Annotated in this window: 21 protein-coding genes; 14 read left to right on the top strand and 7 right to left on the bottom strand. The window is 35.0% G+C overall.

The genetic code is table 11. From position 1 onward, the window contains the following. The first annotated feature begins 126 nt into the window (after nucleotides 1-126). Entirely contained in the window at nucleotides 127-1,074 is a 948-nt protein-coding gene (locus tag HJ01_RS03565; protein WP_007136928.1) for an L-threonine 3-dehydrogenase, read from the top strand. Nucleotides 1,075-1,133: 59 nt separating this feature from the next. On the opposite strand, the gene HJ01_RS03560 is transcribed toward HJ01_RS03565, so the two are convergent. The 4 genes from HJ01_RS03560 to HJ01_RS03545 all read right to left on the bottom strand — a co-directional run bounded on the left by HJ01_RS03560 (nucleotide 1,134) and on the right by HJ01_RS03545 (nucleotide 7,411). Then, on the bottom strand, nucleotides 1,134-3,008 hold the full coding sequence (locus tag HJ01_RS03560; RefSeq protein WP_007136927.1) for a M1 family metallopeptidase: 1,875 nt from the start codon (nucleotides 3,006-3,008) through the stop codon (nucleotides 1,134-1,136). Nucleotides 3,009-3,062: 54 nt separating this feature from the next. Next, complete coding sequence (locus HJ01_RS03555; RefSeq protein WP_007136926.1) at nucleotides 3,063-4,676, bottom strand: S8 family peptidase; 1,614 nt, start codon at nucleotides 4,674-4,676, stop codon at nucleotides 3,063-3,065. A gap of 179 nt (nucleotides 4,677-4,855) precedes the next feature. Further along, nucleotides 4,856-6,478, bottom strand: a complete 1,623-nt coding sequence (locus HJ01_RS03550; protein ID WP_007136925.1) for a S8 family peptidase — start codon at nucleotides 6,476-6,478, stop codon at nucleotides 4,856-4,858. A 72-nt stretch (nucleotides 6,479-6,550) separates the two neighbouring features. Continuing rightward, nucleotides 6,551-7,411 (bottom strand): MBL fold metallo-hydrolase, encoded by an 861-nt coding sequence (locus tag HJ01_RS03545; RefSeq protein WP_007136924.1) that lies wholly within the window; start codon nucleotides 7,409-7,411, stop codon nucleotides 6,551-6,553. Between the two features lie 258 nt (nucleotides 7,412-7,669). Between HJ01_RS03545 and HJ01_RS17450 the strand changes: the two genes are divergently transcribed. The 4 genes from HJ01_RS17450 (at nucleotide 7,670) to sufD (ending at nucleotide 11,691) form a co-directional block, all read left to right on the top strand. Further along, complete coding sequence (locus HJ01_RS17450) at nucleotides 7,670-7,999, top strand: HesB/IscA family protein (RefSeq protein ID WP_007136923.1); 330 nt, start codon at nucleotides 7,670-7,672, stop codon at nucleotides 7,997-7,999. A gap of 57 nt (nucleotides 8,000-8,056) precedes the next feature. After that, nucleotides 8,057-9,505: a Fe-S cluster assembly protein SufB gene (gene sufB, locus HJ01_RS03535; RefSeq protein ID WP_007136922.1), complete on the top strand. Its 1,449-nt coding sequence runs from the start codon at nucleotides 8,057-8,059 to the stop codon at nucleotides 9,503-9,505. 32 nt (nucleotides 9,506-9,537) lie between these two features. Beyond that, complete coding sequence (gene sufC / locus HJ01_RS03530; protein WP_007136921.1) at nucleotides 9,538-10,290, top strand: Fe-S cluster assembly ATPase SufC; 753 nt, start codon at nucleotides 9,538-9,540, stop codon at nucleotides 10,288-10,290. A gap of 84 nt (nucleotides 10,291-10,374) precedes the next feature. Continuing rightward, a complete protein-coding gene (gene sufD / locus HJ01_RS03525; protein WP_007136920.1) occupies nucleotides 10,375-11,691 on the top strand; it encodes a Fe-S cluster assembly protein SufD in 1,317 nt (438 codons plus the stop codon). A 241-nt stretch (nucleotides 11,692-11,932) separates the two neighbouring features. Here the strand turns inward: sufD and HJ01_RS03520 are convergent, their stop codons facing one another. Further along, complete coding sequence (locus HJ01_RS03520; protein WP_007136919.1) at nucleotides 11,933-13,279, bottom strand: serine hydrolase domain-containing protein; 1,347 nt, start codon at nucleotides 13,277-13,279, stop codon at nucleotides 11,933-11,935. A 339-nt stretch (nucleotides 13,280-13,618) separates the two neighbouring features. Here HJ01_RS03520 and HJ01_RS03515 point away from each other — a divergent pair, with 339 nt between their 5' ends. The 6 genes from HJ01_RS03515 to HJ01_RS03490 all read left to right on the top strand — a co-directional run bounded on the left by HJ01_RS03515 (nucleotide 13,619) and on the right by HJ01_RS03490 (nucleotide 17,633). Then, nucleotides 13,619-14,833 (top strand): aminotransferase class V-fold PLP-dependent enzyme, encoded by a 1,215-nt coding sequence (locus HJ01_RS03515; protein WP_007136918.1) that lies wholly within the window; start codon nucleotides 13,619-13,621, stop codon nucleotides 14,831-14,833. A gap of 10 nt (nucleotides 14,834-14,843) precedes the next feature. Then, nucleotides 14,844-15,287 carry a hypothetical protein gene (locus HJ01_RS03510; RefSeq protein WP_007136917.1) on the top strand — a complete coding sequence of 148 codons (444 nt, stop codon included), beginning with the start codon at nucleotides 14,844-14,846 and terminating at the stop codon, nucleotides 15,285-15,287. Beyond that, complete coding sequence (locus HJ01_RS03505; protein ID WP_007136916.1) at nucleotides 15,277-15,696, top strand: SufE family protein; 420 nt, start codon at nucleotides 15,277-15,279, stop codon at nucleotides 15,694-15,696. The genes HJ01_RS03510 and HJ01_RS03505 overlap by 11 nt, the downstream gene beginning before the upstream one ends. A 79-nt stretch (nucleotides 15,697-15,775) precedes the next feature. After that, nucleotides 15,776-16,099 carry an SUF system Fe-S cluster assembly protein gene (locus tag HJ01_RS03500; protein ID WP_007136915.1) on the top strand — a complete coding sequence of 108 codons (324 nt, stop codon included), beginning with the start codon at nucleotides 15,776-15,778 and terminating at the stop codon, nucleotides 16,097-16,099. A 157-nt stretch (nucleotides 16,100-16,256) separates the two neighbouring features. Next, a complete protein-coding gene (locus HJ01_RS03495; protein ID WP_007136914.1) occupies nucleotides 16,257-16,763 on the top strand; it encodes a DUF2480 family protein in 507 nt (168 codons plus the stop codon). Between the two features lie 21 nt (nucleotides 16,764-16,784). Continuing rightward, on the top strand, nucleotides 16,785-17,633 hold the full coding sequence (locus HJ01_RS03490) for a DUF3078 domain-containing protein (protein WP_007136913.1): 849 nt from the start codon (nucleotides 16,785-16,787) through the stop codon (nucleotides 17,631-17,633). 144 nt (nucleotides 17,634-17,777) lie between these two features. On the opposite strand, the gene HJ01_RS03485 is transcribed toward HJ01_RS03490, so the two are convergent. Beyond that, complete coding sequence (locus HJ01_RS03485; protein ID WP_007136912.1) at nucleotides 17,778-18,776, bottom strand: YhdH/YhfP family quinone oxidoreductase; 999 nt, start codon at nucleotides 18,774-18,776, stop codon at nucleotides 17,778-17,780. Nucleotides 18,777-18,915: 139 nt separating this feature from the next. Here HJ01_RS03485 and HJ01_RS03480 point away from each other — a divergent pair, with 139 nt between their 5' ends. After that, nucleotides 18,916-19,242 (top strand): winged helix-turn-helix transcriptional regulator, encoded by a 327-nt coding sequence (locus HJ01_RS03480; protein ID WP_007136911.1) that lies wholly within the window; start codon nucleotides 18,916-18,918, stop codon nucleotides 19,240-19,242. A 193-nt stretch (nucleotides 19,243-19,435) separates the two neighbouring features. Here HJ01_RS03480 and hflX read toward each other — a convergent pair whose 3' ends face one another. Next, nucleotides 19,436-20,695, bottom strand: coding sequence for a GTPase HflX (hflX, locus tag HJ01_RS03475; protein ID WP_007136910.1), 1,260 nt, complete (start codon nucleotides 20,693-20,695; stop codon nucleotides 19,436-19,438). A 388-nt stretch (nucleotides 20,696-21,083) separates the two neighbouring features. Between hflX and HJ01_RS03470 the strand changes: the two genes are divergently transcribed. Both HJ01_RS03470 and HJ01_RS03465 read left to right on the top strand, forming a co-directional pair. After that, nucleotides 21,084-22,733, top strand: a complete 1,650-nt coding sequence (locus HJ01_RS03470) for a DUF6377 domain-containing protein (protein ID WP_007136908.1) — start codon at nucleotides 21,084-21,086, stop codon at nucleotides 22,731-22,733. A 310-nt stretch (nucleotides 22,734-23,043) separates the two neighbouring features. Beyond that, complete coding sequence (locus tag HJ01_RS03465; RefSeq protein ID WP_040473651.1) at nucleotides 23,044-25,227, top strand: glycoside hydrolase family 97 protein; 2,184 nt, start codon at nucleotides 23,044-23,046, stop codon at nucleotides 25,225-25,227. Nucleotides 25,228-25,304: the final 77 nt, after the last annotated feature.

Below are 25,304 nucleotides of genomic sequence, written 5' to 3'. Positions count from 1 at the left end.
AAATATGCCAAAAAAACAGAAATAAAATTACAGTTTTACGCCTTTTTGTATGGTATTTGTAATCTTGATTCACTAGCGCAAAATTATTTACGAAAACGTTACCTTTGCGATTCAAAACCTATCAAAATGAGTACAAAAATATTGATTATTGGCGCTTGTGGTCAAATTGGAACCGAGCTAACCCATTCATTGAGAAAAATATACGGAACTGATAATGTTATCGCTTCTGACATTCGCAAACTGAACAATGACGTTGTTAACTCAGGTCCATTTGAAGTTATTAACGCCCTAGATTTTAATCAGATTGAGCATCTTGTAGAAGTGCATAAGATTGACGAAATCTATCTTATGGCAGCATTACTATCGGCAACAGCCGAAAAAAACCCTGCTTTTGCTTGGGATCTCAACATGAATTCACTATTTCACGTTTTGAATTTGGCGAAAGCTGGAAAAATAAAAAAATTATTCTGGCCTTCTAGTATTGCTGTATTTGGACCTACAACACCTAAAGAAAATACTCCACAATATACCATTATGGAGCCTTCTACGGTTTATGGAATCAGTAAACAATCTGGTGAAAGATGGTGCGAATACTACCATAATATTTTTGGCGTTGATGTGCGCAGCATTCGTTATCCTGGTTTAATCAGCTATTCTTCTCCTCCTGGTGGTGGAACTACAGATTATGCAGTTGATATTTTTCATAAAGCACTTTCTGATAAAACTTACGAATGTTTCCTTTCATCAGAAACTAAAATGCCAATGATGTATATGGATGACGCAATTGCGGCGACCATAAATATTATGCAAGCACCACTAGAAGAAATCAAAATTCATTCTTCGTACAACCTAGCTGCAATGAGTTTTACACCCACCGAAATTGCTGCAGAAATTAAGAAACACATTCCAGAATTCACGATTACATACGAACCAGACTTCCGCCAAAAAATTGCTGACAGTTGGCCAGCAAGTATCGATGATCACCAAGCGAGAGAAGATTGGGGCTGGAATCATAAATATGATTTAGAAACCATGACTAAAGACATGTTAGAAAATCTAAGTAAATCAGAATAAATATAAAGCAAAAAAAAGTCTAGTTTCACAACTAGACTTTTTTTTGCTTTATAAAAATATTACTTCACTTCATAAACGTTATTCGCTTGTTTCACATCAGCCATTAATCCGCTTGAGTCAATAGTGATTTTCTTAATACTGCTTTTTGCTTTAGCAATAATAAAATCATAGTTTGATGCTGCCCAGGTCCAGTCGCTTAAAACCGTTCTTTTTACAGATGGATTCGGGTTTTCTTTTTGAAAACTCATCATGCGCAAAGGAACATAGAAACTCTCTGTCGTCCCATCAGCATATTCTACTGTTAAGTCAATAGGCATTGGCATTCTTCCAATTCTCTCTAGGCTAACTGTAGTTGACTCTCCGTTTTCTTTCACTTCTTTGATTCCATAATCAATTGTATTAGCAGTTTCTGCCCAATCAACTAAATACCAGTCTAAGTTAGCTCCTGAAACACGCTCTGCAGATCTTTTAATATCATTTGGCGTAGGATGCTTAAACTTGAAATCATGAAAATATCTTTTTACTGTTTTAGCAAGATTGTCTTGTCCTATTACATAACCTAATTGAGATAAGAAGATGCTTCCTTTTACATAAGATGAAATACTGTACGGTCTGTTTTCATCATAACGATCACCATGTGTCGTTTGTGCTTGTTCTTTCCCAGATTCTACTAACTTATAGTAAGCATTATAATTCCCTTTGAAAGGGTTTTCTACTTTTTCCCCAGATAGTTCGTTTATTGCTAAATCTTCAGCATAAGTCGTAAATCCTTCATCCATCCAAGGGTGCTTAGACTCATTTGACGCTAAAATATGTTGGAACCATGAGTGTCCTAACTCATGTGTTGCCGTACCGTAAATTCCTTCAAGAGTTCCATTTCCTAACATTAAAGTACACATCGCATACTCCATTCCTCCATCACCACCTTGTATGAAAGAGTATTGTTTGTAAGGATAGTCTCCAATGTTTTTATTGTAAAAATCCATCACATTCACCATCATTGGTTGTAGTTTTTTCCAGTTCTCTACTGTCTTTGGATAGTTTTTGTATAAAAAGTGAATCGCAACATCATTAGGTCCTTTTACCACATCATGAATGTAATTTTTATCAGCAGCCCAAGTGAAATCGTGCACCATTGGCGCAACAAAATGCCAAGTCAATGTTTTCAGTTTCTTTGGGTAGTTGACGTTAACACCTTCGTCTTGGTAGCCATGTCCTATTTCGTTTTGATTTTGCAAATACCCTGAACCTCCTAATGTATAGTCTTTATCAATGGTAATATTTACGTCAAAATTTCCCCAAACACCGTGAAATTCTCTAGCGATATAAGGATCAGCATGCCAACCTTCGAAATCAAATTCGGCCATTTTTGGGTACCATTGTGCCATAGACAATTCAACTCCTTCAGAATTGTTTCTACCAGAACGGCGAATTTGAACTGGCACTTGACCGTCAAAATCTAGGGTAAAAGTAGTTTTAGAGTTAGGTAAAATTGGTTTTACTAAATCAACAATAAGTATTGTCCCTACAGTCTTTGCAACAGCGTCAATTCCATCTTGCTTGAAATTAGTAATTTTTAAGTAGCCAATTTCGTTAGGTTTCAAGCTCTCGATTCGGCTTACTTTGACCTCTTTTCCGTCGACTTTTATTTTGTTCACCATTCTTCCGTCAGGATCTTTGATGCTATGGAGTCTTGCATCCATCTCACTTCCTGGCTGGAACGCGTTATTGAACAAATGATAATATACTTTTCTTAATGTGTCAGAAGAATTATTGGTATAAACCAATTCCTGCTTTCCTTTATATTGATAGTTTTTTACGTCCATGGTAACATCCATTTTGTAATCAACATGTTGTTGCCAGTAGGTGGCACTTTGTGCATAAACAGACCCAAAACTGAGCGTGATAATTGAAAGTAAAATAAGTTTTTTCATGGTATTTAATTGAAAAATGGAAGGACAAATATCCTTGGATTAGTAAATTTATTTTTAACTGTTTTTAGACAATGCATCCGCAAGGATAAGTGCATTATACGCATTAATCATTTTTCCTGATTTTGACGTATCAGCTGCTGATTTTTTATCATTTTTTTCGCCTAATTCTACTGAAGCTGGAAGTGGTGTTCCAGAATCCATTAGAATTTGTTTAACCTGCTTAGCAGATAATTTAGGGTAATACGAGCGCACTAACGCTGCAACTCCGGCTGCATTTGGCGAAGCCATAGACGTTCCCTGTTCGTATTTATATTTGTTGTTTGGAACTGAAGCATAAATCTCCATTCCTGGCGCATATACATCTACATTAATAGTACCATAATTAGAAAATGGCGCCACAACAGTTGGTCCGTAAACATTATTTATCGCCCCAACAGTAAGAACATTACTAGTAAACTCTTTTTTGTTGTCTTCAGAATCATTTGGGAAATTAATGTTTTTTTCTAAATCAATATTGTTTCCGTCGTTTCCAGCTGCATGTACAAACAAGACATCTTTTGCTTCAGCATATTTAATGGCATCAAAAACCCATTGTTTATGTGGAGAATAGCTTTTTCCAAAACTTCCATTAATTACTTTCGCGCCATTATCAACAGCATAACGAATCGCCAAAGCAATATCTTTGTCGTATTCGTCACCATTAGGAACGGCTCTTATTGCCATAATTTCAACATTATTTGCAATTCCATCACCACCAATACTGTTACCTCTAACTTGGGCAATAATTCCCGCAACATGAGTTCCGTGCAGTGCCTCTTCCTTATCGGGCCCGTAAACTATATTGTTACCGTATTTGTTGTCATCTATATCATCCGGATTATCCCCAACTGATTCCCTACCATTAAAATCCTTATTTAAATTATAATTTAATTCGTCATAAACATATTTTCTATATTCTTCGATATCAGCGTTGAATGTAGGACCTGACTGCCCAATAACGCTAGTCATAATCATTTTACTTTTACTCAAATCTTCATTAGTAGTCACGATTGCATTCAATTCCTCGAGCGTATAATCGTCTTTCTTTAAATACGTTTGAATCGTTTTATTAGTATTTAAAAGAAAATCTACTTGTTGTTTTCCTTCCAATGCCTCATTGTACTTTTTTTCATAGTCTGCTTTAGCATTTTTATAGGTCACTGATCCATCATCTGATTTTTTCAGAATACGGGTCATCTCCAAGTTTTCGAATCCTGAATTACCAAGAAAATTCCAACCGTGAATATCATCAATAAACCCATTCTTATCATCATCAATTCCGTTACCTGCAATTTCTTTTGCATTCGTCCAAATCACAGATTTTAAATCTTCGTGCTCAATATCAACTCCTGAATCTACAACTCCTACGATAACTTTTACTCCTTTTCTGTTTTTCAACAATTCCGAATAGGCTTTATCAACACTCATTCCAGGGATTGTATCGTTAACTAAATCTAAATGACTCCAACGTTTTAAATCGGCATCAGTAATGGGCGCTACTTTTTTAATAATCAAAGGCGAACTTACCGTTATAGGCGCACTAGTCTTAGTTACTTGTTTTTGAGCGCTACACCCTACTAATGTAAATAAAGCGAAGGCAGAATAATAGATAGGTTTAATCGTGTTCATTTATATGTTTTTAAAATTAAATGCGGGCCTAAATTATGTCTTTTTACAACAGACTATTAATAAATTAACTCTCTGTTAAGGTTTGACGAAAGTAAAAAAATAAATGAAGGTTTTCAAATTGCTTAAAATAAAAAATGGAAGGACATATTGCCCTTCCATTTTTAAATATTTGATAAATATTATTTTGAAATTTTTTCAGCCATCAGTAAAGCATTGTAAGCATTCACTATTTTTCCTGATTGAGATAGCGTAGTAAAAGAACGAATGTCTTTTGGATTTCCTCCAACAACTACATCAGTAGAAATCGCTACTCCTGAATCCATCAAGATGTGCTTTACCTGAGATGCAGATAATTTTGGATAATAAGAACGGATTAAAGCAGCAACACCTGCAACATTTGGTGAAGCCATTGAAGTTCCTTGTAAATACTTGTAAGTATCATTTGGTGTTGTAGCATAAATCTTTACTCCAGGAGCAAAAACATCAACATTCACTTTCCCAATATTTGAGAAACGAGCCACTACTTTATCGCCATATTCAAAATTCAAAGCTCCAATAGTAATCATATTGTCTGCGAATTCAGTTTTTTTGTCATCAGAATCATTCGGGAAATTATCATAACTATCAATATCTTCAGCGCTATTTCCTGCAGCATGAACAATTAATACATCTTTCTTTTCAGCATATTTAATAGCGTCATAAACCCATTGTTTGTGAGGAGAAAAGCTTTTTCCAAAACTTCCGTTGATCACTTTTGCACCATTGTCAACTGCATAACGAATTCCTAGCGCAATATCTTTATCGTACTCATCACCGTCTGGCACTGCACGAACTGTCAATATTTGAACATTGTTAGCAACTCCGTCACCTCCTATATTGTTATTTCTCACTTGAGCAACGATACCGGCAACGTGAGTTCCATGAAGAATTTCATTCTTGTCTGGCCCCATCACATTGTTATTCCCGTACTTTGTATCAGTGATATCATTTGGATTATCTCCCACAACCTTTCTATAATCAGTTGTTAGATTGTCTCCTTTTAAAATCGCATCCATACCATCTAATTGCTTTTGAATAGCCAGTTTCAAATCTGCAATTGGCAAGTTAAAAGAAAGCATTCTTTGCATTGAAGCTTTACTTTTTTGCATTGCTGGTTCCTCTGAAACGATGGCTTTTACTTCGTCAATTGTGTAAACCGGTTTCCCAAAATATTTTGCTAAAGCGGCATCACTTTCGTTTAAATCCGCAATCATTTGCTCTGTGCGAGCCTTTCCAGTTGTAGCATCAGCAATTTTTTTATCATTTACTGCTTTTGCAGCTTGATACGTAACTTCATCAACTAGGTCTTTATTTTTGATGATTCTTTCATACTCCAAATTCTCTTTAGTGATGTCTCCAAGAAAATTCCAACCGTGAATATCATCTACATAACCATTTTTATCATCATCAATTCCGTTTCCAGGAATTTCTTTAGCATTAGTCCAAACAACATCCTTTAAATCCTCATGTTCAATATCAACACCAGAATCTACAATTCCGACAATAACTCTTACTCCAATCTTATTTTTTAATAATTCAGCGTAAGCCCTGTCAACACTCATTCCGGGAATTGTGTCATTTACGATGTCTAAATGACTCCAACGTTTTAATTCATTTTCTTTTAAAGGGGCAACTTTTTTTATGTTTAAAGGAGCGCTAATTTGAGCTAGTGAAGCAGTAGTTGAAACTTGCTTTTGAGCACCACATCCTGCTAAAACCAAAACAGCAAAAGTAGAAAGGCAAATGGGTTTAATGATATTCATGGAAATTTAATTTATGTTTTAAATATTTGTCGAAAATAATTTATTTTGTTACAAAAAAAAGCAGCCTTAACACTACGTTAAGATTTCTTCAGCAGTAAAAACATCTTTCAATCGAACACCTTTCTCGGTGTGCTGCACTGTAACAATCTCATTGTGGGCATCATGTTCCAAGAATAAATAGTAATCATTATCCGCTGCTGAAGTAAGGAATTTTGTTTTTTCAGGCATGGTCAATAATGGTCGTGTATCATATCCCATTACATAAGGAATTGGTATATGTCCGGCAGTAGCCAATAAATCCGCACAAAAAACGATTGTCTTATCTTTATACTTAATATGTGGAATCATCTGCTTTTCGGTATGCCCATCTGCAAAAAAGATGCCAAAACCAAGTTCTGAAGTTTCCAAGAAATCCCCTTCTGGTCTTTTTACAAAGTTCAATTGCCCGCTTTCCTGCATAGGCAAAATATTTTCTGACAGGAACGACGCTTTCTCTCTTGGGTTAGGTTTTGTAGCCCATTCCCAATGATTTTCATTACTCCAAAATTTAGCATTTTTAAAAGCAGGTTCATATCCCGTTTTGTCTGCATTCCATTGTACACTTCCACCGCAATGGTCGAAATGCAAATGCGTCATAAAAACATCAGTAACATCATCACGATGAAAACCGTATTTAGCCAAAGACTTATCCATAGAATGGGTTCCCCAAAGTGAATAATAACCAAAAAACTTTTCCGATTGCTTGTTCCCCATTCCAGTATCTACCAAAATCAATCGGTCGCCATCTTCTATTAGCAAGCATCTTGCCGCAATATCAATTAAATTATTATCATCTGCCGGATTGGTTCTGTTCCAAATTGTTTTTGGCACCACGCCAAACATTGCGCCACCATCAAGTTTAAAATTACCAGTTTCAATAGGATATAGTTTCATTTTTTTGATTTGAAAGATTAAAAAATTAAGGAATAAAGGATTCGATTTAGATCATCTTAACCTTATATAGGGAAAAGGAAACGCTTTGAAGCTTTTACTTCCTCCATAATAGATTGCAATTTATGAAAATTGATTTGCTTTAAAACAAATCATATAGACTTTTTCTATTTTATCATTTGTTATAAAAATGTTATCAGTTATGGAAAGAGATTTTTATATAGTACCTTTGTGGTTAATTTAGACAAAATCAATATAACAATGATAAAAGTTTCTGATACTGCCAAAAAGAAAATCATCGACTTGATGAAAGAAGATGGCTTTGATGCTGCAGTCGACTATGTTAGAGTTGGCGTAAAAAGCGGTGGATGTTCGGGCTTGTCTTATGATTTAAAGTTCGATAAAACTAAGGGTGAAGACGATAAAATTTTCATAGACAACGATATAACAATTGCAGTAGAGAAAAAATCTTTTCTCTATTTAGCCGGAACCATCCTAGAATTTTCAGGAGGGATCAATGGCAAAGGATTTGTTTTTAACAATCCAAATGCAAGTAGAACCTGTGGTTGTGGAGAGAGTTTCTCTTTGTAGTCAAAAATCATAAAGTCGAAAGACTTACAATGACTTTAAACCTTTAAGACAAAAAACATGAGTAAATATACAGAAGACGATTTAAAAATCGAACTCGAAACTAAAGAATACGAGTACGGATTTTATACCGAGTTAGAATCGGACACCTTTCCTATTGGACTAAACGAAGATATTGTTCGTGCCATTTCCCATAGAAAAGAAGAGCCACAATGGATGACCGACTGGCGTATTGAGGCATTTCGTGCTTGGCAAGAAATGACCGAGCCAGAATGGGCTAATGTGCATTATGAAAAACCAGACTTTCAGGCTATTTCTTATTACTCAGCTCCAAAAGCAGTAGACCCTAATAAGACATTAGATGACGTAGATCCTGAACTTTTAGAAATGTACAAAAAGTTAGGCATCTCTGTTGATGAGCAAAAGATGATGAATAATGTGGCTATGGATATTGTAGTTGACTCCGTTTCAGTAGCGACAACATTCAAGAAAACATTAGGAGAAAAAGGAATTATCTTTATGAGTATTTCTGAAGCTATTAAAGAGCATCCAGAATTAGTTCGTAAACATTTAGGAACAGTAGTTCCACAAAAAGACAATTTTTACGCTGCATTAAATTCAGCTGTTTTCTCTGACGGATCATTTTGCTATATTCCAAAAGGCGTTCGTTGCCCAATGGAGCTTTCAACTTACTTTAGAATAAATCAAGCAGGAACAGGACAGTTCGAAAGAACATTACTAATTGCAGACGAAGGTAGTTACGTATCCTATCTAGAAGGCTGTACGGCGCCAAGTCGTGACGAAAACCAATTGCACGCAGCTGTAGTTGAACTAATCGCACTAGACGATGCTGAAATCAAATACTCAACTGTTCAAAACTGGTACCCTGGAAATAAAGAAGGTAAAGGTGGAGTTTTCAATTTTGTAACCAAAAGAGGAATCTGCGAGAAAAATGCTAAAATTTCTTGGACACAAGTAGAAACTGGTTCCGCAGTAACTTGGAAATATCCATCTGTTATTTTAAAAGGAGATAATTCAGTAGGGGAATTTTATTCTATTGCTGTAACTAATAATTTCCAACAAGCAGATACAGGAACGAAAATGATCCACATTGGTAAAAACTCCAAGTCGACCATTATTTCTAAAGGTATTTCTGCTGGAAAATCACAAAACAGCTACCGTGGTTTGGTTAAAATTGGACCAACTGCTGAAAATGCCCGCAATTTTTCGCAATGCGATTCCTTATTAATGGGAAACAATTGTGGCGCGCATACTTTCCCATATATCGAAAGTAAAAATCCAACAGCTAAAGTGGAACATGAGGCTACTACAAGCAAAATTGGTGAAGACCAAGTTTTCTATTGTAACCAACGTGGAATTCCAACTGAAAAAGCCATTGCTTTAATCGTTAACGGTTTCAGTAAAGAAGTTTTAAACAAGTTGCCAATGGAATTCGCAGTAGAAGCACAAAAATTATTAGAAATTTCCTTAGAAGGTTCGGTAGGATAAACTTTTTAAGACATTATAAAAACAAGATATTTATGTTATCAATAAAAAATTTACATGCCTCAATTGGGGATAAAGAAATATTAAAAGGAATCAACCTTGAAGTAAAAGCAGGAGAAATTCACGCCATAATGGGACCTAACGGTGCCGGAAAAAGCACACTTGCTTCGATCATTGCAGGAAACGAAACTTACGAAGTGACTGAAGGAGAAATCTCTTTAGAAGGAGAAGACCTTTCTGATTTGGCTCCAGAAGAGAGAGCTCATAAAGGTGTTTTCTTGTCGTTTCAATATCCAGTGGAGATTCCAGGAGTTTCTGTAACTAATTTTATTAGAACAGCTATTAACGAAACTCGTAAAGCAAACGGTAAGGAAGAAATGCCTGCTAACGAAATGCTAAAAGTGATTCGTGAGAAATCAGAATTATTGGAAATCGACAGAAAGTTTCTTTCTCGTTCATTAAACGAAGGTTTTTCTGGTGGAGAGAAAAAACGTAATGAAATTTTCCAAATGGCGATGTTGGAACCAAAATTGGCTATTCTTGATGAAACTGATTCTGGATTAGATATTGATGCATTACGTATCGTAGCTAACGGAGTTAATAAATTAAAAAGCGACAAAAACGCAATTGTAGTAATTACGCACTACCAACGTTTATTAGATTATATCGTTCCTGATTTCGTTCATGTTTTACTTAACGGCAAAATAGTAAAATCTGGAGACGCTTCTTTAGCTTTAGAGCTTGAAGAAAGAGGATACGACTGGATCAAACAAGAACAAGAAGCATAAAATTTGTTTAAAGTCTAAAGTTTAAAGTTACCTCAAAATAACTTTAAACTTTTAAACCTTAAACTTTAAACAAAAACTATAAAAATGGATTTAAAAGAAAAATTAGTATCGTCTTTTATGGCTTTTGAAGAGCGCATCGATGTTCATTCTGAACTTCATGATGTGAGAACTTCAGCCATAAAAAACTTTGAAAATAAAGGTTTCCCAACCAAAAAAGACGAAGCTTGGAAATACACATCGCTAAACGCCATCTTAAAAAATGACTTTACCGTTTTTCCAAAAACAGAAAGCAACATTCAATATTCTGATGTACAGAAATACTTTTTACACGAAGTAGACACCTACAAAGTAGTGTTTATTGACGGTGTATTCAGTTCTCATTTATCATCAACAACTCATGAAGGAATTGATGTTTGCTTAATGGCATCGGCATTGACGAAACCAAAGTACAAAATGGTTATTGACACTTACTTCAACCAGATTGCCAATAAAGACGATAGTTTAACTTCGTTGAATACGGCTTTCGCCATTGAAGGAGCTTATATCAACATCCCAAAAAGTAAAGTGGCTGACAAACCTATTGAAATCATGTATTTCTCTACTGGAAGCGAAGCTGCCTTGATGACACAGCCAAGAAACTTGGTGATTGTAGGTGAGAATTCTCATGTCCAAATTATTGAGCGTCACCAGAGCTTGAATGACAATCCTGTTTTAACCAATTCGGTTACAGAGATTTTTGCACAAAAACGTGCGATTGTAGATTTCTACAAAATTCAAAATGACAATCTGACTGCTAATCTTATAGATAACACCTATGTTTCCCAAAAACAGGAAAGTCATGTTTCGGTTCATACCTTCTCTTTTGGAGGAAACATAACTAGAAATAATTTGAATTTCTATCACTTTGGCGAAAGATTGACAAGTACATTAAACGGAATCACTATTATTGGTGAAAAGCAACATGTAGATCATTATACATTAGTGAAACATTCTACTCCAAACTGCGAAAGCTTCCAAGATTATAAAGGAATCTATTCTGATCGCTCAACAGGCGTTTTCAACGGAAAAGTATATGTAGAAAGAGAAGCGCAAAAAACGAATGCATTTCAAAAAAGTAACAACATTTTATTGAGCGACAAAGCTACAATAAATGCTAAACCGCAATTGGAAATTTTTGCTGATGACGTAAAATGTTCTCATGGTTGTACCATCGGACAATTAGACGAAACGGCAATGTTCTATATGCAAGCACGTGGAATCCCTAAAAAAGAAGCAAAAGCGTTATTGATGTATGCATTCTCGAATGCAGTTATAGAAAATATCAAAATACCTGAATTAAAACAAAGAATTACTAAAATCATCGCTAACAAATTAGGCGTGAAAATTGGTTTTGATTTGTAATTATAAAAGGCAATCCCGATAGCTATCGGGACGCCAAGGAATACACAAGGGGCGCAGAGTTTTACTAAACTTTGCGCCCTTTTTATTTTTATGTTTTTCTAGAAGCTATTCCCGCTTCCCATTTCAATCTTTTATTGTTTTAAAGAAAAACAAGAAAAGGATTTTTATTGCTATCGGGGCTAAAAGAAACAAAGCTTTGCATTATTATAACTTCTTTTCTAAGTGCTTTTGCGGTTAAAACTTATTTCTTAAAACTTCCAATTATTCCTTTCAACATTCCATTAAAATCAAATTCAGGATCTTCCTTCAGCCCCATCCGAACAATCACCAAGTCATGTGACGGGATAATAGCCACCATCTGTCCTTGAAAACCGCTACAGTAATACATTTCTCTTGGGACATCAGGAAATTTTCCTCCAGCATTCAACCAAAACTGCGCCCCATATTTCCCATCAGATGTATTGGTAGGTTTTGCAGTGTATTTTACCCAGCTTTCCTCTAGAATCTGATCTCCATTCCAATTACCTTTGTGCAAATACAACAAGCCAAATTTTGCCCAATCCCTGGTTGTTGCCCATCCATAAGAAGAACCAACATAATTACCTACCATATCCGTTTCTATAACCATAGAATTCATCCCTATTTTATCAATCAGGGCAGAATACCAAAAATCTAAATACTCCTGATGCGTTTTGAACTGTTGGCGCAAAATCCCAGACAATAAATTGGTCGTTCCTGACGAATAATTCCAATTCGAATTAGGCTTGAATGCCGCTGGTTTTTCTAATTGCGCACGTGACATGTCTTGAGACATAAAAAGCATTTTCGTCGCATCACAAATTGTGCTGTAGTTTTCTTCCCATTCCAGACCGGAGTTCATATGAAGCAAATCATTTGTTGTAATTAACTTTCGGCTGTCATTTTGCCACTCCTGAACTGGTGCTGCTTGGTAAATATCATATTTCCTCTGTTTTTGCAAAACGCCAAAAATAGCACTTGTAATACTTTTGGTCATTGACCAACCTAAAATTTTACTCTCTTTATTGAAACCCGTATCGTATTTTTCGGCAATGATTTTATCTTTATAGATCACTAATAATGAGCGTGTTCTTTTATCCTTTTTATCCTCGACATCAAAAGCATTGGCTACAGCCAAATTTAACTTATCATAATCAACGTCACTAAATACCGTGTCTTTGGGTTCATTATTCCCATATGGAAAAGGCGACTTATTTTTTATAAAAGTCCTGTTAGGCACCTCATATGGTTTTGTCTCGTCAAAATCGCTATCAACTAAGGTTACTCCTAAACCCTCCCGATAAATGGCTTTTCTTTCCTGCAACCCATATACTGAAGCCGTTGCATATTTTTCACTTTCTACAATATGATTTGTCGCTAAATCTATCATATCAATATCATTATCTCCGTTCTCAATCATTTCTTGTGGACGATTATCAATAAAATGTCCAGAAGCGACACTTTTAGCAGAAAATCCAGAAATCAGATCAAGTTTTGGATAGCTGGTGTATCCTAAATAAAAAATAAAGATAAATACAACTAATCCCAGAAGTTTAAATGTTTTTTTCATACGTAGTTAAAATTTGTTTTTATCGGAATATGAATTCGCATCTATTCCTCGGTTTCAATGTTGAGTTTTCACTATGCTTATTTCATAGTAGTTATTTGTAAAACAATGCAATATAATTAATTTTATCTTATAATTACATTGCTATTATTTCATAAAAAATCCGAATTTAACATAAGTTAATTGGGGAAATAATGCCTAAAACAATTTAGTTTTTCTTACTTTTGTATTTAGAAAAATTCTAAATAATAAAGCAAAAATATCATATTGGTTTATCTAAAAAATGTTAATTACTGGCATTGTATCTGACCAATAAAAAAACCATAAAAACAAACAGATAAAATGTTAGACATAAATAAAATTAGAGCCGATTTTCCGATTCTTTCTCAGAAAGTAAACGGAAAACCATTGGTTTATTTCGATAACGGAGCCACTTCCCAAAAGCCACAAGTGGTGATTGATGCGATTTCAAAATATTACCAAGAAATTAATGCTAATATCCATCGTGGCGTACACACTTTGAGTCAATTAGCTACCGATGCCTACGAATCGTCTCGCGGAAAAATTCAGCAGCATATTAACGCTGAGTTTGCCCATGAAGTACTTTTTACTTCAGGAACCACTTTCGGAATTAATTTAGTCGCAAATGGCTTTGCTTCTATTTTAAAACCCGGCGATGAAGTTTTAGTTTCTGCAATGGAGCACCACAGCAATATCGTGCCTTGGCAAATGTTGTGTGAAAAAACAGGAGCTACGCTAAAAGTGATTCCTATGAATGACAATGGTGAGTTGATTATGGCAGAATATGACAAATTATTGTCGGATAAAACTAAGGTCGTAACCGTAAACCATATATCAAATGCACTTGGAACAGTCAACCCTATTAAATACATGATTGACAAAGCCCATGAGTTTGGCGCTGCAGTTTTGATTGATGGTGCGCAAGCTGTTCCACACCTTATACCAGATGTTCAGGCTTTGGATTGTGATTTTTACGTTTTCTCAGGACACAAAATCTGCGGCCCAACAGGAGTTGGCATTTTATACGGAAAAGAAGCTTGGTTAAATAAATTACCTCCTTATCAAGGCGGTGGTGAAATGATCAAAGATGTGACTTTTGAAAAAACTACTTATGCTGAATTGCCCCATAAATTTGAAGCCGGAACTCCTAATATTGCAGGCGGCATCGTTCTAGGAACAGCCGTTGACTATATGAATTCTGTTGGTTTTGAAAATATTCAAGAACAAGAATTAGAATTGTTGGAATACGGAACAAAACGACTACTAGAAATTGAAGGTTTGAAAATATATGGTACGGCCGCAACAAAAACTTCTGTAATTTCGTTTAATATTGAAGGAATTCACCCTTACGATATTGGCACTATTATTGACAAATTAGGAATAGCGGTGCGAACCGGGCACCACTGTGCACAACCGATAATGAATTATTTTAAAATTCCGGGAACCATCAGAGCCTCATTCTCCTTTTACAATACCAAAGAGGAAATTGACGTTATGGTAGAAGCCATTAAGAGAGCAAAAACAATGTTATCCTAATACTCAACATATGAAAATACTATCCTTATTGTTACTGACCCTTTTTCTGGGAAAAGGTTGTTCCGATCACCAAAAACAGGAAATCGACACGGCTGTAATTGAATATGTGGCAAACACAAGGGGGTTTTACCAAAAGATCACCATAGAGAAACAAATGGTTGCGATTTCTTCAGACCGCAGTGGAAAAGAGAAAACGATTCCCACAAAAATTTCAGATGCCGACTGGAAAGAATTGGTAAATTGTTTCCAGTCCGTAGAATTGGATAGTTTAGCAAAATTAAAAGCGCCTACAGAAAAACGATTTTATGACGGTGCCGCAATTGCCAATTTGAAAATCACATATAAAGACAAAAACTACGAAAGCAGCAGTTTTGACAATGGTTTTCCACCAAAAGAAATTAAGAAATTCGTAAACATAATAACTTCATTTGCAAAACAAAACAATGAAAATTAAAGATATACAAGAAGAAATCGTAGACGAATTCTCCATGTTTGATGACTGGATGGAACGTTATGAATACATCATCGAATTAGGAAAGAAACTACCTTTGATAGAAGAAGAATACAAAACAGAAGACAATCTGATCAAAGGTTGTCAATCAAAAGTCTGGTTGCAGGGCGAACAAAACGAAGACAAAATAGTCTTTACCGCGGATAGCGATGCGATATTAACCAAAGGTATTATCGCCATTTTAATCCGGACTTTTTCTAATCAAAGTGCTACTGATATTCTTGAAGCTGACATGAATTTTATTGACGAAATAGGACTCAAAGAACATTTATCACCAACACGTGCAAACGGTTTGGTATCGATGATAAAAAATATTAAAATGTATGCTTTGGCATTCAATGCGAAGAATTAATTTCAACATATAAGTCAATTCAAAACTTAAATGACTCCTATGTTGAAAAATACAATAACAGAATTAAACAAAAATAAAAATGACACAAGAAATAGACACTAATGATTTAGGGGAAGCAATTGTAAAAAAATTAAAAACGATTTACGATCCTGAAATTCCTGTTGATATTTACGAATTAGGATTGATATATGACGTCATGGTCAACACAGATTACGAGGTAAAAATACTGATGACTTTAACCTCTCCTAACTGTCCGGTAGCCGAAAGTTTACCTAGAGAAGTTGAAGAAAAAGTAAAATCAATTGAACATGTAAAAGATGCAGAAGTAGAAATCACTTTTGATCCACCATGGAGCAAAGACCTAATGAGCGAGGAAGCGAAGCTAGAATTGGGAATGCTTTAATAAGTCATAATGTCAAAAGTCATAAAGTTGAATGCATTACTTTATGACTTTTGAACAATTAGTAGTGGTTAATTAAATTTTGAGTAAATCATAACTGAATCTTGAAGACTAAAACGAGAACTTTCGACATTAGACTTTAAGACTTTAAGACTTTATCATGGAAGAAATTATAAATAAAGTAGCTAGTAGCGCTCTGGAGGTATTTGATCTTGAAGATTACTATCCAAAGGGTGTGCGCACGCAGATAGATATTTCGCAATGGCTATTAGAAGGATTTTTATTGAAAGAAAAGGATTTTAGAGAACACCTTAAAAATCATAACTGGACGCAATACCAAGATCAATTTGTGGCAATCAATTGCAGTACAGATGCGATAGTTCCAGCCTGGGCAAGCATTTTGGTAACCATTCAAGTAGCTCCATTTGCGAAGAAAGTGGTTGACGGAAACATCGAAGATCTAGATGCCTCTCTCTACGAAGAGCTATTAGCCAAAATTGACTATTCTGTCTATGCCAATAAAGCGATTATTATAAAAGGTTGTTCTAGAAAACCAGTTCCTATGCGTGCTTATGTTTTAGCAGCAAGTAATTTGCAACCCTTTGCCAGAAGTATTATGTATGGCGAAGCTTGCTCTGCAGTTCCCTTGTACAAGGCGAAAAAATAGATTCCTTAAAAATACAAGAACATGAAAAAAACACTACTTTCTTTCGTATTTCTTTTGGCTTTAGTAACCGTAAATGCACAGGAAATTTCAAAAGACACCACAAAACTTTGGACTAAGAAAGGAAACATATCCTTACTTTTTAACCAATCTGCTTATAACAAGCAATGGCTTGGTGGGGGAACCTCAAACATTGCCGGAAATTTCAACCTTAATTATGATTTCAATTATAAAAAAGGTGCTGTTGTTTGGGATAACAAACTTATCGCAGCTTACGGATTGACCAAAATAAAAGGGGACAATCAAATAGCCAAAACGGATGACCGACTAGAATTAAATTCGCTTTGGGGTAAAAAAGCCAAAGGCGATTGGTACTACTCGTTATTTTTTAATTTTAAAACCCAAATGGATACGGGTTATGATAAAGATGACCTGAAAATCTCGCATTTTTTCTCACCAGCCTATACTCAATTTGGACCTGGTATGTTATGGAAAAAAAGCGATAATCTAAGTGTCAACTTTTCTCCCGCTACCGCAAAACTAATTCTTGTTCACGAACATTTTACTGAGTTTGGACCGTCATTTGGTGTTTTGCAAGGTGATAATTCTCGTTTTGAATTTGGAGCCAGTATTTCGGCTAATTATAAGTTTAGCGTGATGGCTAATGTAACTGTTGAAAATCGTTTGAATTTATATTCCAATTATTTAGACAATCCACAAAATGTAGATATCGATTACCAAATGAATTTGGTAATGAAAATCAACAAATACCTTTCGGCAAATGTGGCTTTACGAACAATATACGATGACAACTCTATACAAGCCGTTCAGGTAAGTGAAGTTTTTGGAATTGGCGTTAATTACGGTTTCTAGAGACCAACAAAAACAAGCATCCTAAAAAGCCCTTTTGAAATTTATCAAAAGGGCTTTTATTTTCGTTTTTATTCAGTCAATATATCATACTTCCAAAAGAACGCTCGCAGCAAGTGCTTTTTTCTAAACCACTACCTTCTGTTTTTAAATCTCCATTTTCACCACAGTTCTTCCTTTCAATTTTCCCTTAAGCATTAAATCTATTTTTTCGTCTAATTCACTTAAGCTTATTTCAGTACATGTTTCAGCTAAGCTGTCCGTTTTCCATTCATTTGCTAATTTACTCCAGACTACCTCTCTGTATTTCATTGGGTAATTTTGAGAGTCTATACCTATTAGGCTAATTCCTCTTAATATGAAAGGAAATACCGTTAAATCAAGTTTTGGTGAAGCTACATTACCACAGCAAGTAACAACTCCCATTGGACTTATGGATTTAATAATGTTATCCAAAATCACTCCTCCTACAGTGTCTATAGCACCAGCAAAAGTTGGCTTTAAAAGTGGCTTTTTATCTATTTCTTCAAAGTCTTTACGCAGAATAATGTTGTCCGCTCCAAGTTTCTTTAAAAACTCAATTTCGGTTTCTTTCCCTGTTATTGCAGACACTTCATATCCAAGTTTATTTAAAATAGCGACACTTAAAGATCCCACGCCACCTGTAGCACCTGAAACAACAATTACTCCATCTTCAGGCTTAACCGTTTCAGTCAGTCTCAATACTGACATACCAGCTGTCAATCCGGCTGTTCCAATGATCATGGCCTCTTTCATAGATAGGTTTTCCGGTAATTTAACAGCCCAGTCTTCGGGTACTTTGATAAATTGACCAAAACCTCCATTTGTATTCATTCCTAAATCGTAACTGGTTACAATAACGGCCTCCTCTACTTTGAATTTACTTGATTTAGATGAAACAATAGTTCCTACTGCATCAATACCTGGTGTATGCGGATAGTTTCTCGTTACCCCTTTATTTCCGCTAGCTGATAAAGCATCTTTGTAGTTTAATGAACTATACTGCACTTTAATCAACAATTCGCCTGTGGCCAAAGAATCAAATAATATTTCTCTTATTGTCGAAATAAATTCCCCGTCTTTTTCTTCTACTCTAAAGGCTTTGTATGTTGATAGACTATTCATCGTTGCTTTTTTATATGATTTGATTACTTTTACATCAAAATTCGACTAAAATATACTGATAAACAATAGCTTACAAAATATTCTGCTACGAACATTTTGTACTGTTTTGTATGTTTACTGCGTTTTCAAACCAAAAAAGATGAAAAAAAGTTATTGTCCTATTGATACATTTATAAACTCTATAAAAGGAAAAAGAAAAGGCACCATTATTTTGCATCTTTTTCAAGGGAATAAAAGATATAGCGAACTGGTAAGACTAATACCTGATATTAGTGAGCGTATGATGACAAAACAACTTAAAGAACTAGAACAAGATAGTTTAATTAATAGGACTGTATTTCCTGAAGTTCCGCTTAGAGTAGAATATAGCTTAACAAAAATGGGCCAAGAAATACATCCCGTTTTAAAAGGAATGTACAAAGCAGGATTAATTTTTGAAAATAGTATTGAACTTCTAGAAAATTAATTACAAATAGCCTTTTACTATATTCCCTTATATGACACAAACGCTTTCCCCTCGATAGACGTATTGTTAACCAAATGCAAATCCGATTAAAAAACGGCTATGCAACCGGAACGCATTGGAGGCTGGGGCATACTCAAAAAAAATCCCTGCTGAAAACTCAACAGGGATTAATATAATTCTATATTTGGGAAAACTATTCGGTTTCTTCCTCTTCTTTGTCTTCTTTGTCTTCTTTCTCCACAGCGTCCTTATAGTCAGGATATAAAAACTTATTGTAAGGAAAACGGGTAATGTGAATGTGTCTTACCGCTTCATATACACGCTCTCTGAATTCCTCGAAATTCTCTTTGTTTGTTGCCGAAATAAACAAAGCGTTTTGTTCTCCTACTCTACTCATCCAAGTGGATTTCCACTCTTCAAGCGTAAAATGTCGTGGTGTTTTTTCCGTCATTAAATCATCGTCGTCAATAGTCAACGGCTTATAAGCGTCAATTTTATTGAAAACCATAATCACCGGTTTGTCATTGGCCTTGATGTCCAATAAAGTCTGGTTTACGGATGCGATATGATCTTCAAATTCAGGATGCGAAATATCAACCACGTGCAATAACAGATCGGCTTCACGAACCTCATCAAGCGTACTTTTGAAAGAATCAACCAATTGTGTTGGCAGTTTCCTGATAAAACCTACGGTGTCAGAAAGTAAGAAAGGCAGGTTTTTGATCACTACTTTTCGAACGGTGGTATCCAAAGTTGCAAAAAGTTTGTTTTCGACAAACACGTCACTTTTCCCTACAGCATTCATCAATGTTGACTTCCCAACATTAGTATAACCAACCAAAGCTACGCGAACCATAGCGCCACGATTACCGCGTTGCGTTCCCATTTGCTTGTCAATGGCTTTAATTTTTTCTTTTAATAAGGCGATTCTATCGCGAACAATACGTCTGTCCGTTTCAATCTCGGTTTCCCCAGGTCCACGCATTCCAATTCCCCCTTTTTGACGCTCAAGGTGTGTCCACATTCCAGAAAGTCTAGGTAATAAATATTGACACTGTGCCAGTTCTACCTGCGTTCTTGCATAAGAAGTTTCGGCACGTTGCGCAAAAATATCAAGGATAAGGTGCGTTCTATCCAGAATTTTACATTCTGTTATTATTTTAGAGATATTTTTTTGTTGGGAAGGCGATAACTCATCATCAAAAACCAAGGTAGAAATATCATTTTCTTTTACGAAATGATGAATCTCTTCAATTTTCCCTGTTCCAACGAAAGTTTTGGGATTAGGACGTTCCATTTTTTGTGAAAAACGCTTCACCACTTCTCCACCTGCTGTGTAAGTCAAAAACTCCAATTCGTCAAGATATTCTTTTAATTTCTCTTCGCTTTGGTTTTGAGTTACTATGCCGACAATGGCTGTTTTTTCGAAATTTATTGTTTCTTTTTCTAACATAACTTTGAATAAGTTACAAATTTAATCATTTGTCAGCGACTTATGGAATTTATCCCTCCATAAAAAACAATAGCCGTGAAAGTTGACACTTTTAGACTACTGATTATCCTTTACCACATAGAGAGACATAGAATTAATTGTCTGTAAAAAGAATTAGATAGAAGTTTTACTTTTAAAATAGCAAAGTTGTAAAGAGATCTTTTTTTTGAAAGGTTTTCATAAATAGGAATTGCCATCATTTTTAATTTTCAAAAGCTATATTTTCTTTAAAAAAGTGAACTGCCTTCTCAAAAACAACACTATCTATGTGTCTATGTGGTAAAAAAATAAATACTCCCAATGCAATGGTTTATTTTAATTATTTTTACCACAATTTAATCCCATTTGAATGAATCGATTTTTGATATTAATTCTTGTAACACTATTTCCCGTTCTTCTTTTTGGGCAAAATGATTTTGGCTCCTTATTAGATGAACTAGACAAAACAGTGGACAATCACCAACTGTATTCCAATAAAAAAGAGGATAAAATAAACGAGCTGAAAGAACTGCTAAAACTAACTTCTAGCAATCTTGAGCAATATGAAATTGGTCAAAAATTATATGAAGAGTACAAACTCTACCAGTCTGATTCCGCTTTAGCGTATGCTAGAAAGAATCTTCGAATAGCCACTGTTTTAAAAGATATCACAAAAATTAATTCGGCTAAATTAAATCTGGCTTCCATAATGGGAACATTAGGAATGTATAAAGAAGCCACTGATGTTCTCCATAAAATTGACATCAAGTCTTCAACTAATCTATACAACTATTTTTACCGCGTCAATACAACTACTTATGATTCCATGTCTGATTATGCAGCATCACTACAGGAGCAAAAGAAATATGATTTATTGACTAAGCAGTATCGGGATTCTACAATGCAATCGTATCCATCCCAATCCAACTTAAAATTTATTGACCAAGCAAGTGAACTCCTTGAAAACCAAAAGTATGACAAAACACTTCATTTATTATTGGATTATTACCCTAATATAGCCAAAGATAATCCAGAGCAAGCGGTTGTAGCCTATCTGATTTCGCAATCCTATAATGGCAAAAAAGACCATCAACAGGAAAAAAAATGGTTGACTATCTCTGCAATATCCGATTTGCAGTTGACCAAAAAAGAATATATTTCGCTGCGATCACTAGCCTTTATAATGTACGAAGATGGCGATATAGACCGAGCGTATAAGTATATGAAACGCTCTCTTGAAGATGCCCTTTTTTGCAACGCCCGTTTAAGAACCTACGAAATCTCGAAGATGATGCCCATCATCAATGAAGCCTATCAGAAACAAAACGAAACAAACCGTTTTCAATTAGTGCTTTTTCTTGTAAGCGCCAGTCTGCTCTCTCTTATTTTATTGGTGATATTATTTATGCTTTTCAAACAAATGAAGAAATTGAATAAAGCGAAACAGGATATCGATTTAGCAAATATTAAACTTTCTGAATTGAACAAAGAACTTTCTGTTTTTAACGAGAAGTTAAATGAAACCAATTTTACGCTGACTGAAGCCAACCTATTAAAAGAAATATACATAGGGCGTTATATGGATCAATGTTCGGATTACATAGGCAAACTTGAGGGATACCGCCGCAAACTAAACGTTATGGTGACTACGGGAAAAATGAACGATTTGGTAACTGCGGTTAAGTCAAAACAGTTTATTGAAAACGAACTAAAAGAATTCTACACTAACTTTGACCAAACTTTTTTACAACTATTTCCCAACTTTATCGAAGAATTTGCTGCCTTATTAGTCGATGAAGATACCATTCAATTAAAAGAAGGTGAATTACTAAATACCGAATTAAGAATCTTTGCACTAATCCGTTTGGGCATTAAGGATAGCGCTAAAATATCCGTTTTTCTTCGATATTCTGTTTCGACTATTTATAATTACAGATCCCAACTAAAAAATAAAGCAGTGGGGCCTCGCGACGAATTTGAAGCCAAGGTCATGCAAATAGGAACTAACGTAAAATCATGATAGTCCTTTTTTAGAAGCACTTTAAGTATTTTTTTTACCTAAACTCCTTTTTTACATTATTAAACCACCACTTTTTTCGGTCTTTATTTTTTTTCAAAACATTGATTTTGTTATATTTACAATAAAAAAATTGGATTTAAATCTACTTTTTTAAAACTGAAAAAATATTACGACTGTAAAGAGCCTACTTTTACTTTCCAGAAATTGTAAATGCAAATACGATTTTGCTGCTATTTAAATAAATCGATTTCGTAAAACTAAAATCGCGACATAAAACCAAAAATCAACTAGTAATTTATATTCAATAAACATGAAGCATTATCTTTTTTCACTACTATTCACTTTAACGTTCTTGAGTAACGTTTCTGCACAACAATTAAAATCACCCAATCAAAAATTCACCATGGAATTTTCATTGTTAGCTGATGGAACTCCAAGTTACACTTTGAACTACAAAGGTAAAGCAGTTATAAAACCAAGTAAACTAGGTCTTGAACTAAAAAGCGACAAAAAAACAATGTTGTATGATTTGACCTTTAGTACAAATGCATCTGAAAAAGAATTACTATTTGACAAAAATTCATTGTTAAATAATTTTACGATAAAAGACACCCAAACAAGCACTTTCGATGAAACTTGGAAACCTGTTTGGGGTGAAGAAGATCAAATTCGCAATCATTATAACGAATTGGCTATTACTCTGAACCAAAACGAAACAAACAGACAAATCGTTATTCGTTTCCGTCTGTTTGATGATGGACTTGGTTTTCGCTACGAATTCCCTACTCAAAAAAACCTAACTTATTTTATAATCAAAGAAGAAAGAACGCAGTTTGCTATGACAGGCGATCATACTGCATTTTGGATCCCTGGTGATTATGACACACAAGAATACGATTATACTACATCAAAATTATCAGAAATTAGAGGGTTAACAGAAAAAGCCAAAACGGACAACGTTTCACAGACTTCTTTTTCTCCAACAGGGGTTCAAACTTCTTTGATGATGAAAACCAATGATGGTTTGTATATCAATCTTCATGAGGCGGCACTAATTAATTATTCCTGCATGCACCTGAACCTAGACGACAAGAACATGGTTTTTGAATCTTGGTTGACACCCAGCGCAAATGGCGATAAAGGAAATATGCAAGCTCCAGACCATTCCCCGTGGCGTACAATTATTGTAAGTGATAATGCCACGGACATTCTTGCTTCTAAAATGACATTAAATTTAAATGAACCTTGCAAAATTGAAGATACTTCATGGATCAAACCCGTTAAATATGTTGGTGTTTGGTGGGAAATGATTACTGGTAAAAGTTCATGGTCATATACCAATGAATTTCCATCAGTACAATTAGGGATTACAGATTATTCAAAAGCAAAACCAAACGGAACTCATGGGGCAAACAATGCTAATGTAAAAAAATATATTGATTTTGCTGCGGCAAATGGTTTTGGTGGTGTTCTGGTTGAAGGTTGGAATGAAGGTTGGGAAGACTGGTTTGGCCATGCCAAAGATTACGTTTTTGACTTTGTAACACCTTATCCGGATTTTGATGTTAAAGCAATTCATGAGTATGCCAAATCAAAAGGGGTAAAAATGATTATGCATCACGAGACTTCAGGTTCTGTTCGTAACTACGAGCGTCATATGGACAACGCCTATCAGTTTATGAAAGACAATGGATATGATGCCGTAAAAAGTGGCTATGTAGGTGATATTTTACCTAAAGGGGAGAATCATTATAGCCAATGGACTGTCAATCACTATCAATATGCTATTGAAAAAGCAGCTGATTATAAAGTTATGGTCAATGCACACGAGGCAGTTCGCCCAACAGGAATTTCTAGAACATATCCCAATTTAATTGGAAACGAATCAGCTAGAGGAACGGAATATCAATCTTTTGGAGGTTCAAAACCAAATCACGTAACAGTATTGCCTTTTACTCGTTTGATAGGTGGACCAATGGATTACACTCCTGGGATTTTTGAAATGGATTTGTCAAAATTGAATCCTGATAATCATTCGCATGTAAACAGTACTATTGCTAATCAATTGGCTTTATACGTAACTATGTATAGTCCGTTGCAAATGGCAGCTGACTTACCAGAAAACTACAATCGCTTTTTAGATGCATTTCAGTTTATCAAAGACGTAGCTATTGACTGGACGGTGAGTAAATACATAGAAGCAGAACCGGGACAATACATTACTGTTGCTAGAAAAGCAAAAGCAACAAACAACTGGTTTGTGGGGAATGTAAACGGAGAAACGCCGCGTACTTCAAACATTACATTTGATTTCTTAGAAAAAGGAAAAAAATATGAGGCCACTATTTATGCTGATGCAAAAGATGCTCATTACAAAACAAATCCACAAGCGTATACTATTCGTAAAATGACAGTAACAAGCAAATCTAAATTATCGCAGTTATCTGCTCCAGGTGGAGGTTACGCCGTTAGCATAATCGAAATCAAAAAATAATTGAATATAGAAATAGAAAAGGCTGCCTAATTGTTCAGCCTTTTCTAATTTAAAACCAAGAACTAAATAACCAAAAA

This window comes from Flavobacterium frigoris PS1, assembly GCF_000252125.1.
In the GTDB taxonomy this organism is placed as follows: domain Bacteria; phylum Bacteroidota; class Bacteroidia; order Flavobacteriales; family Flavobacteriaceae; genus Flavobacterium; species Flavobacterium frigoris_A.
This window is presented reverse-complemented; position numbering and strand designations above follow the sequence as displayed.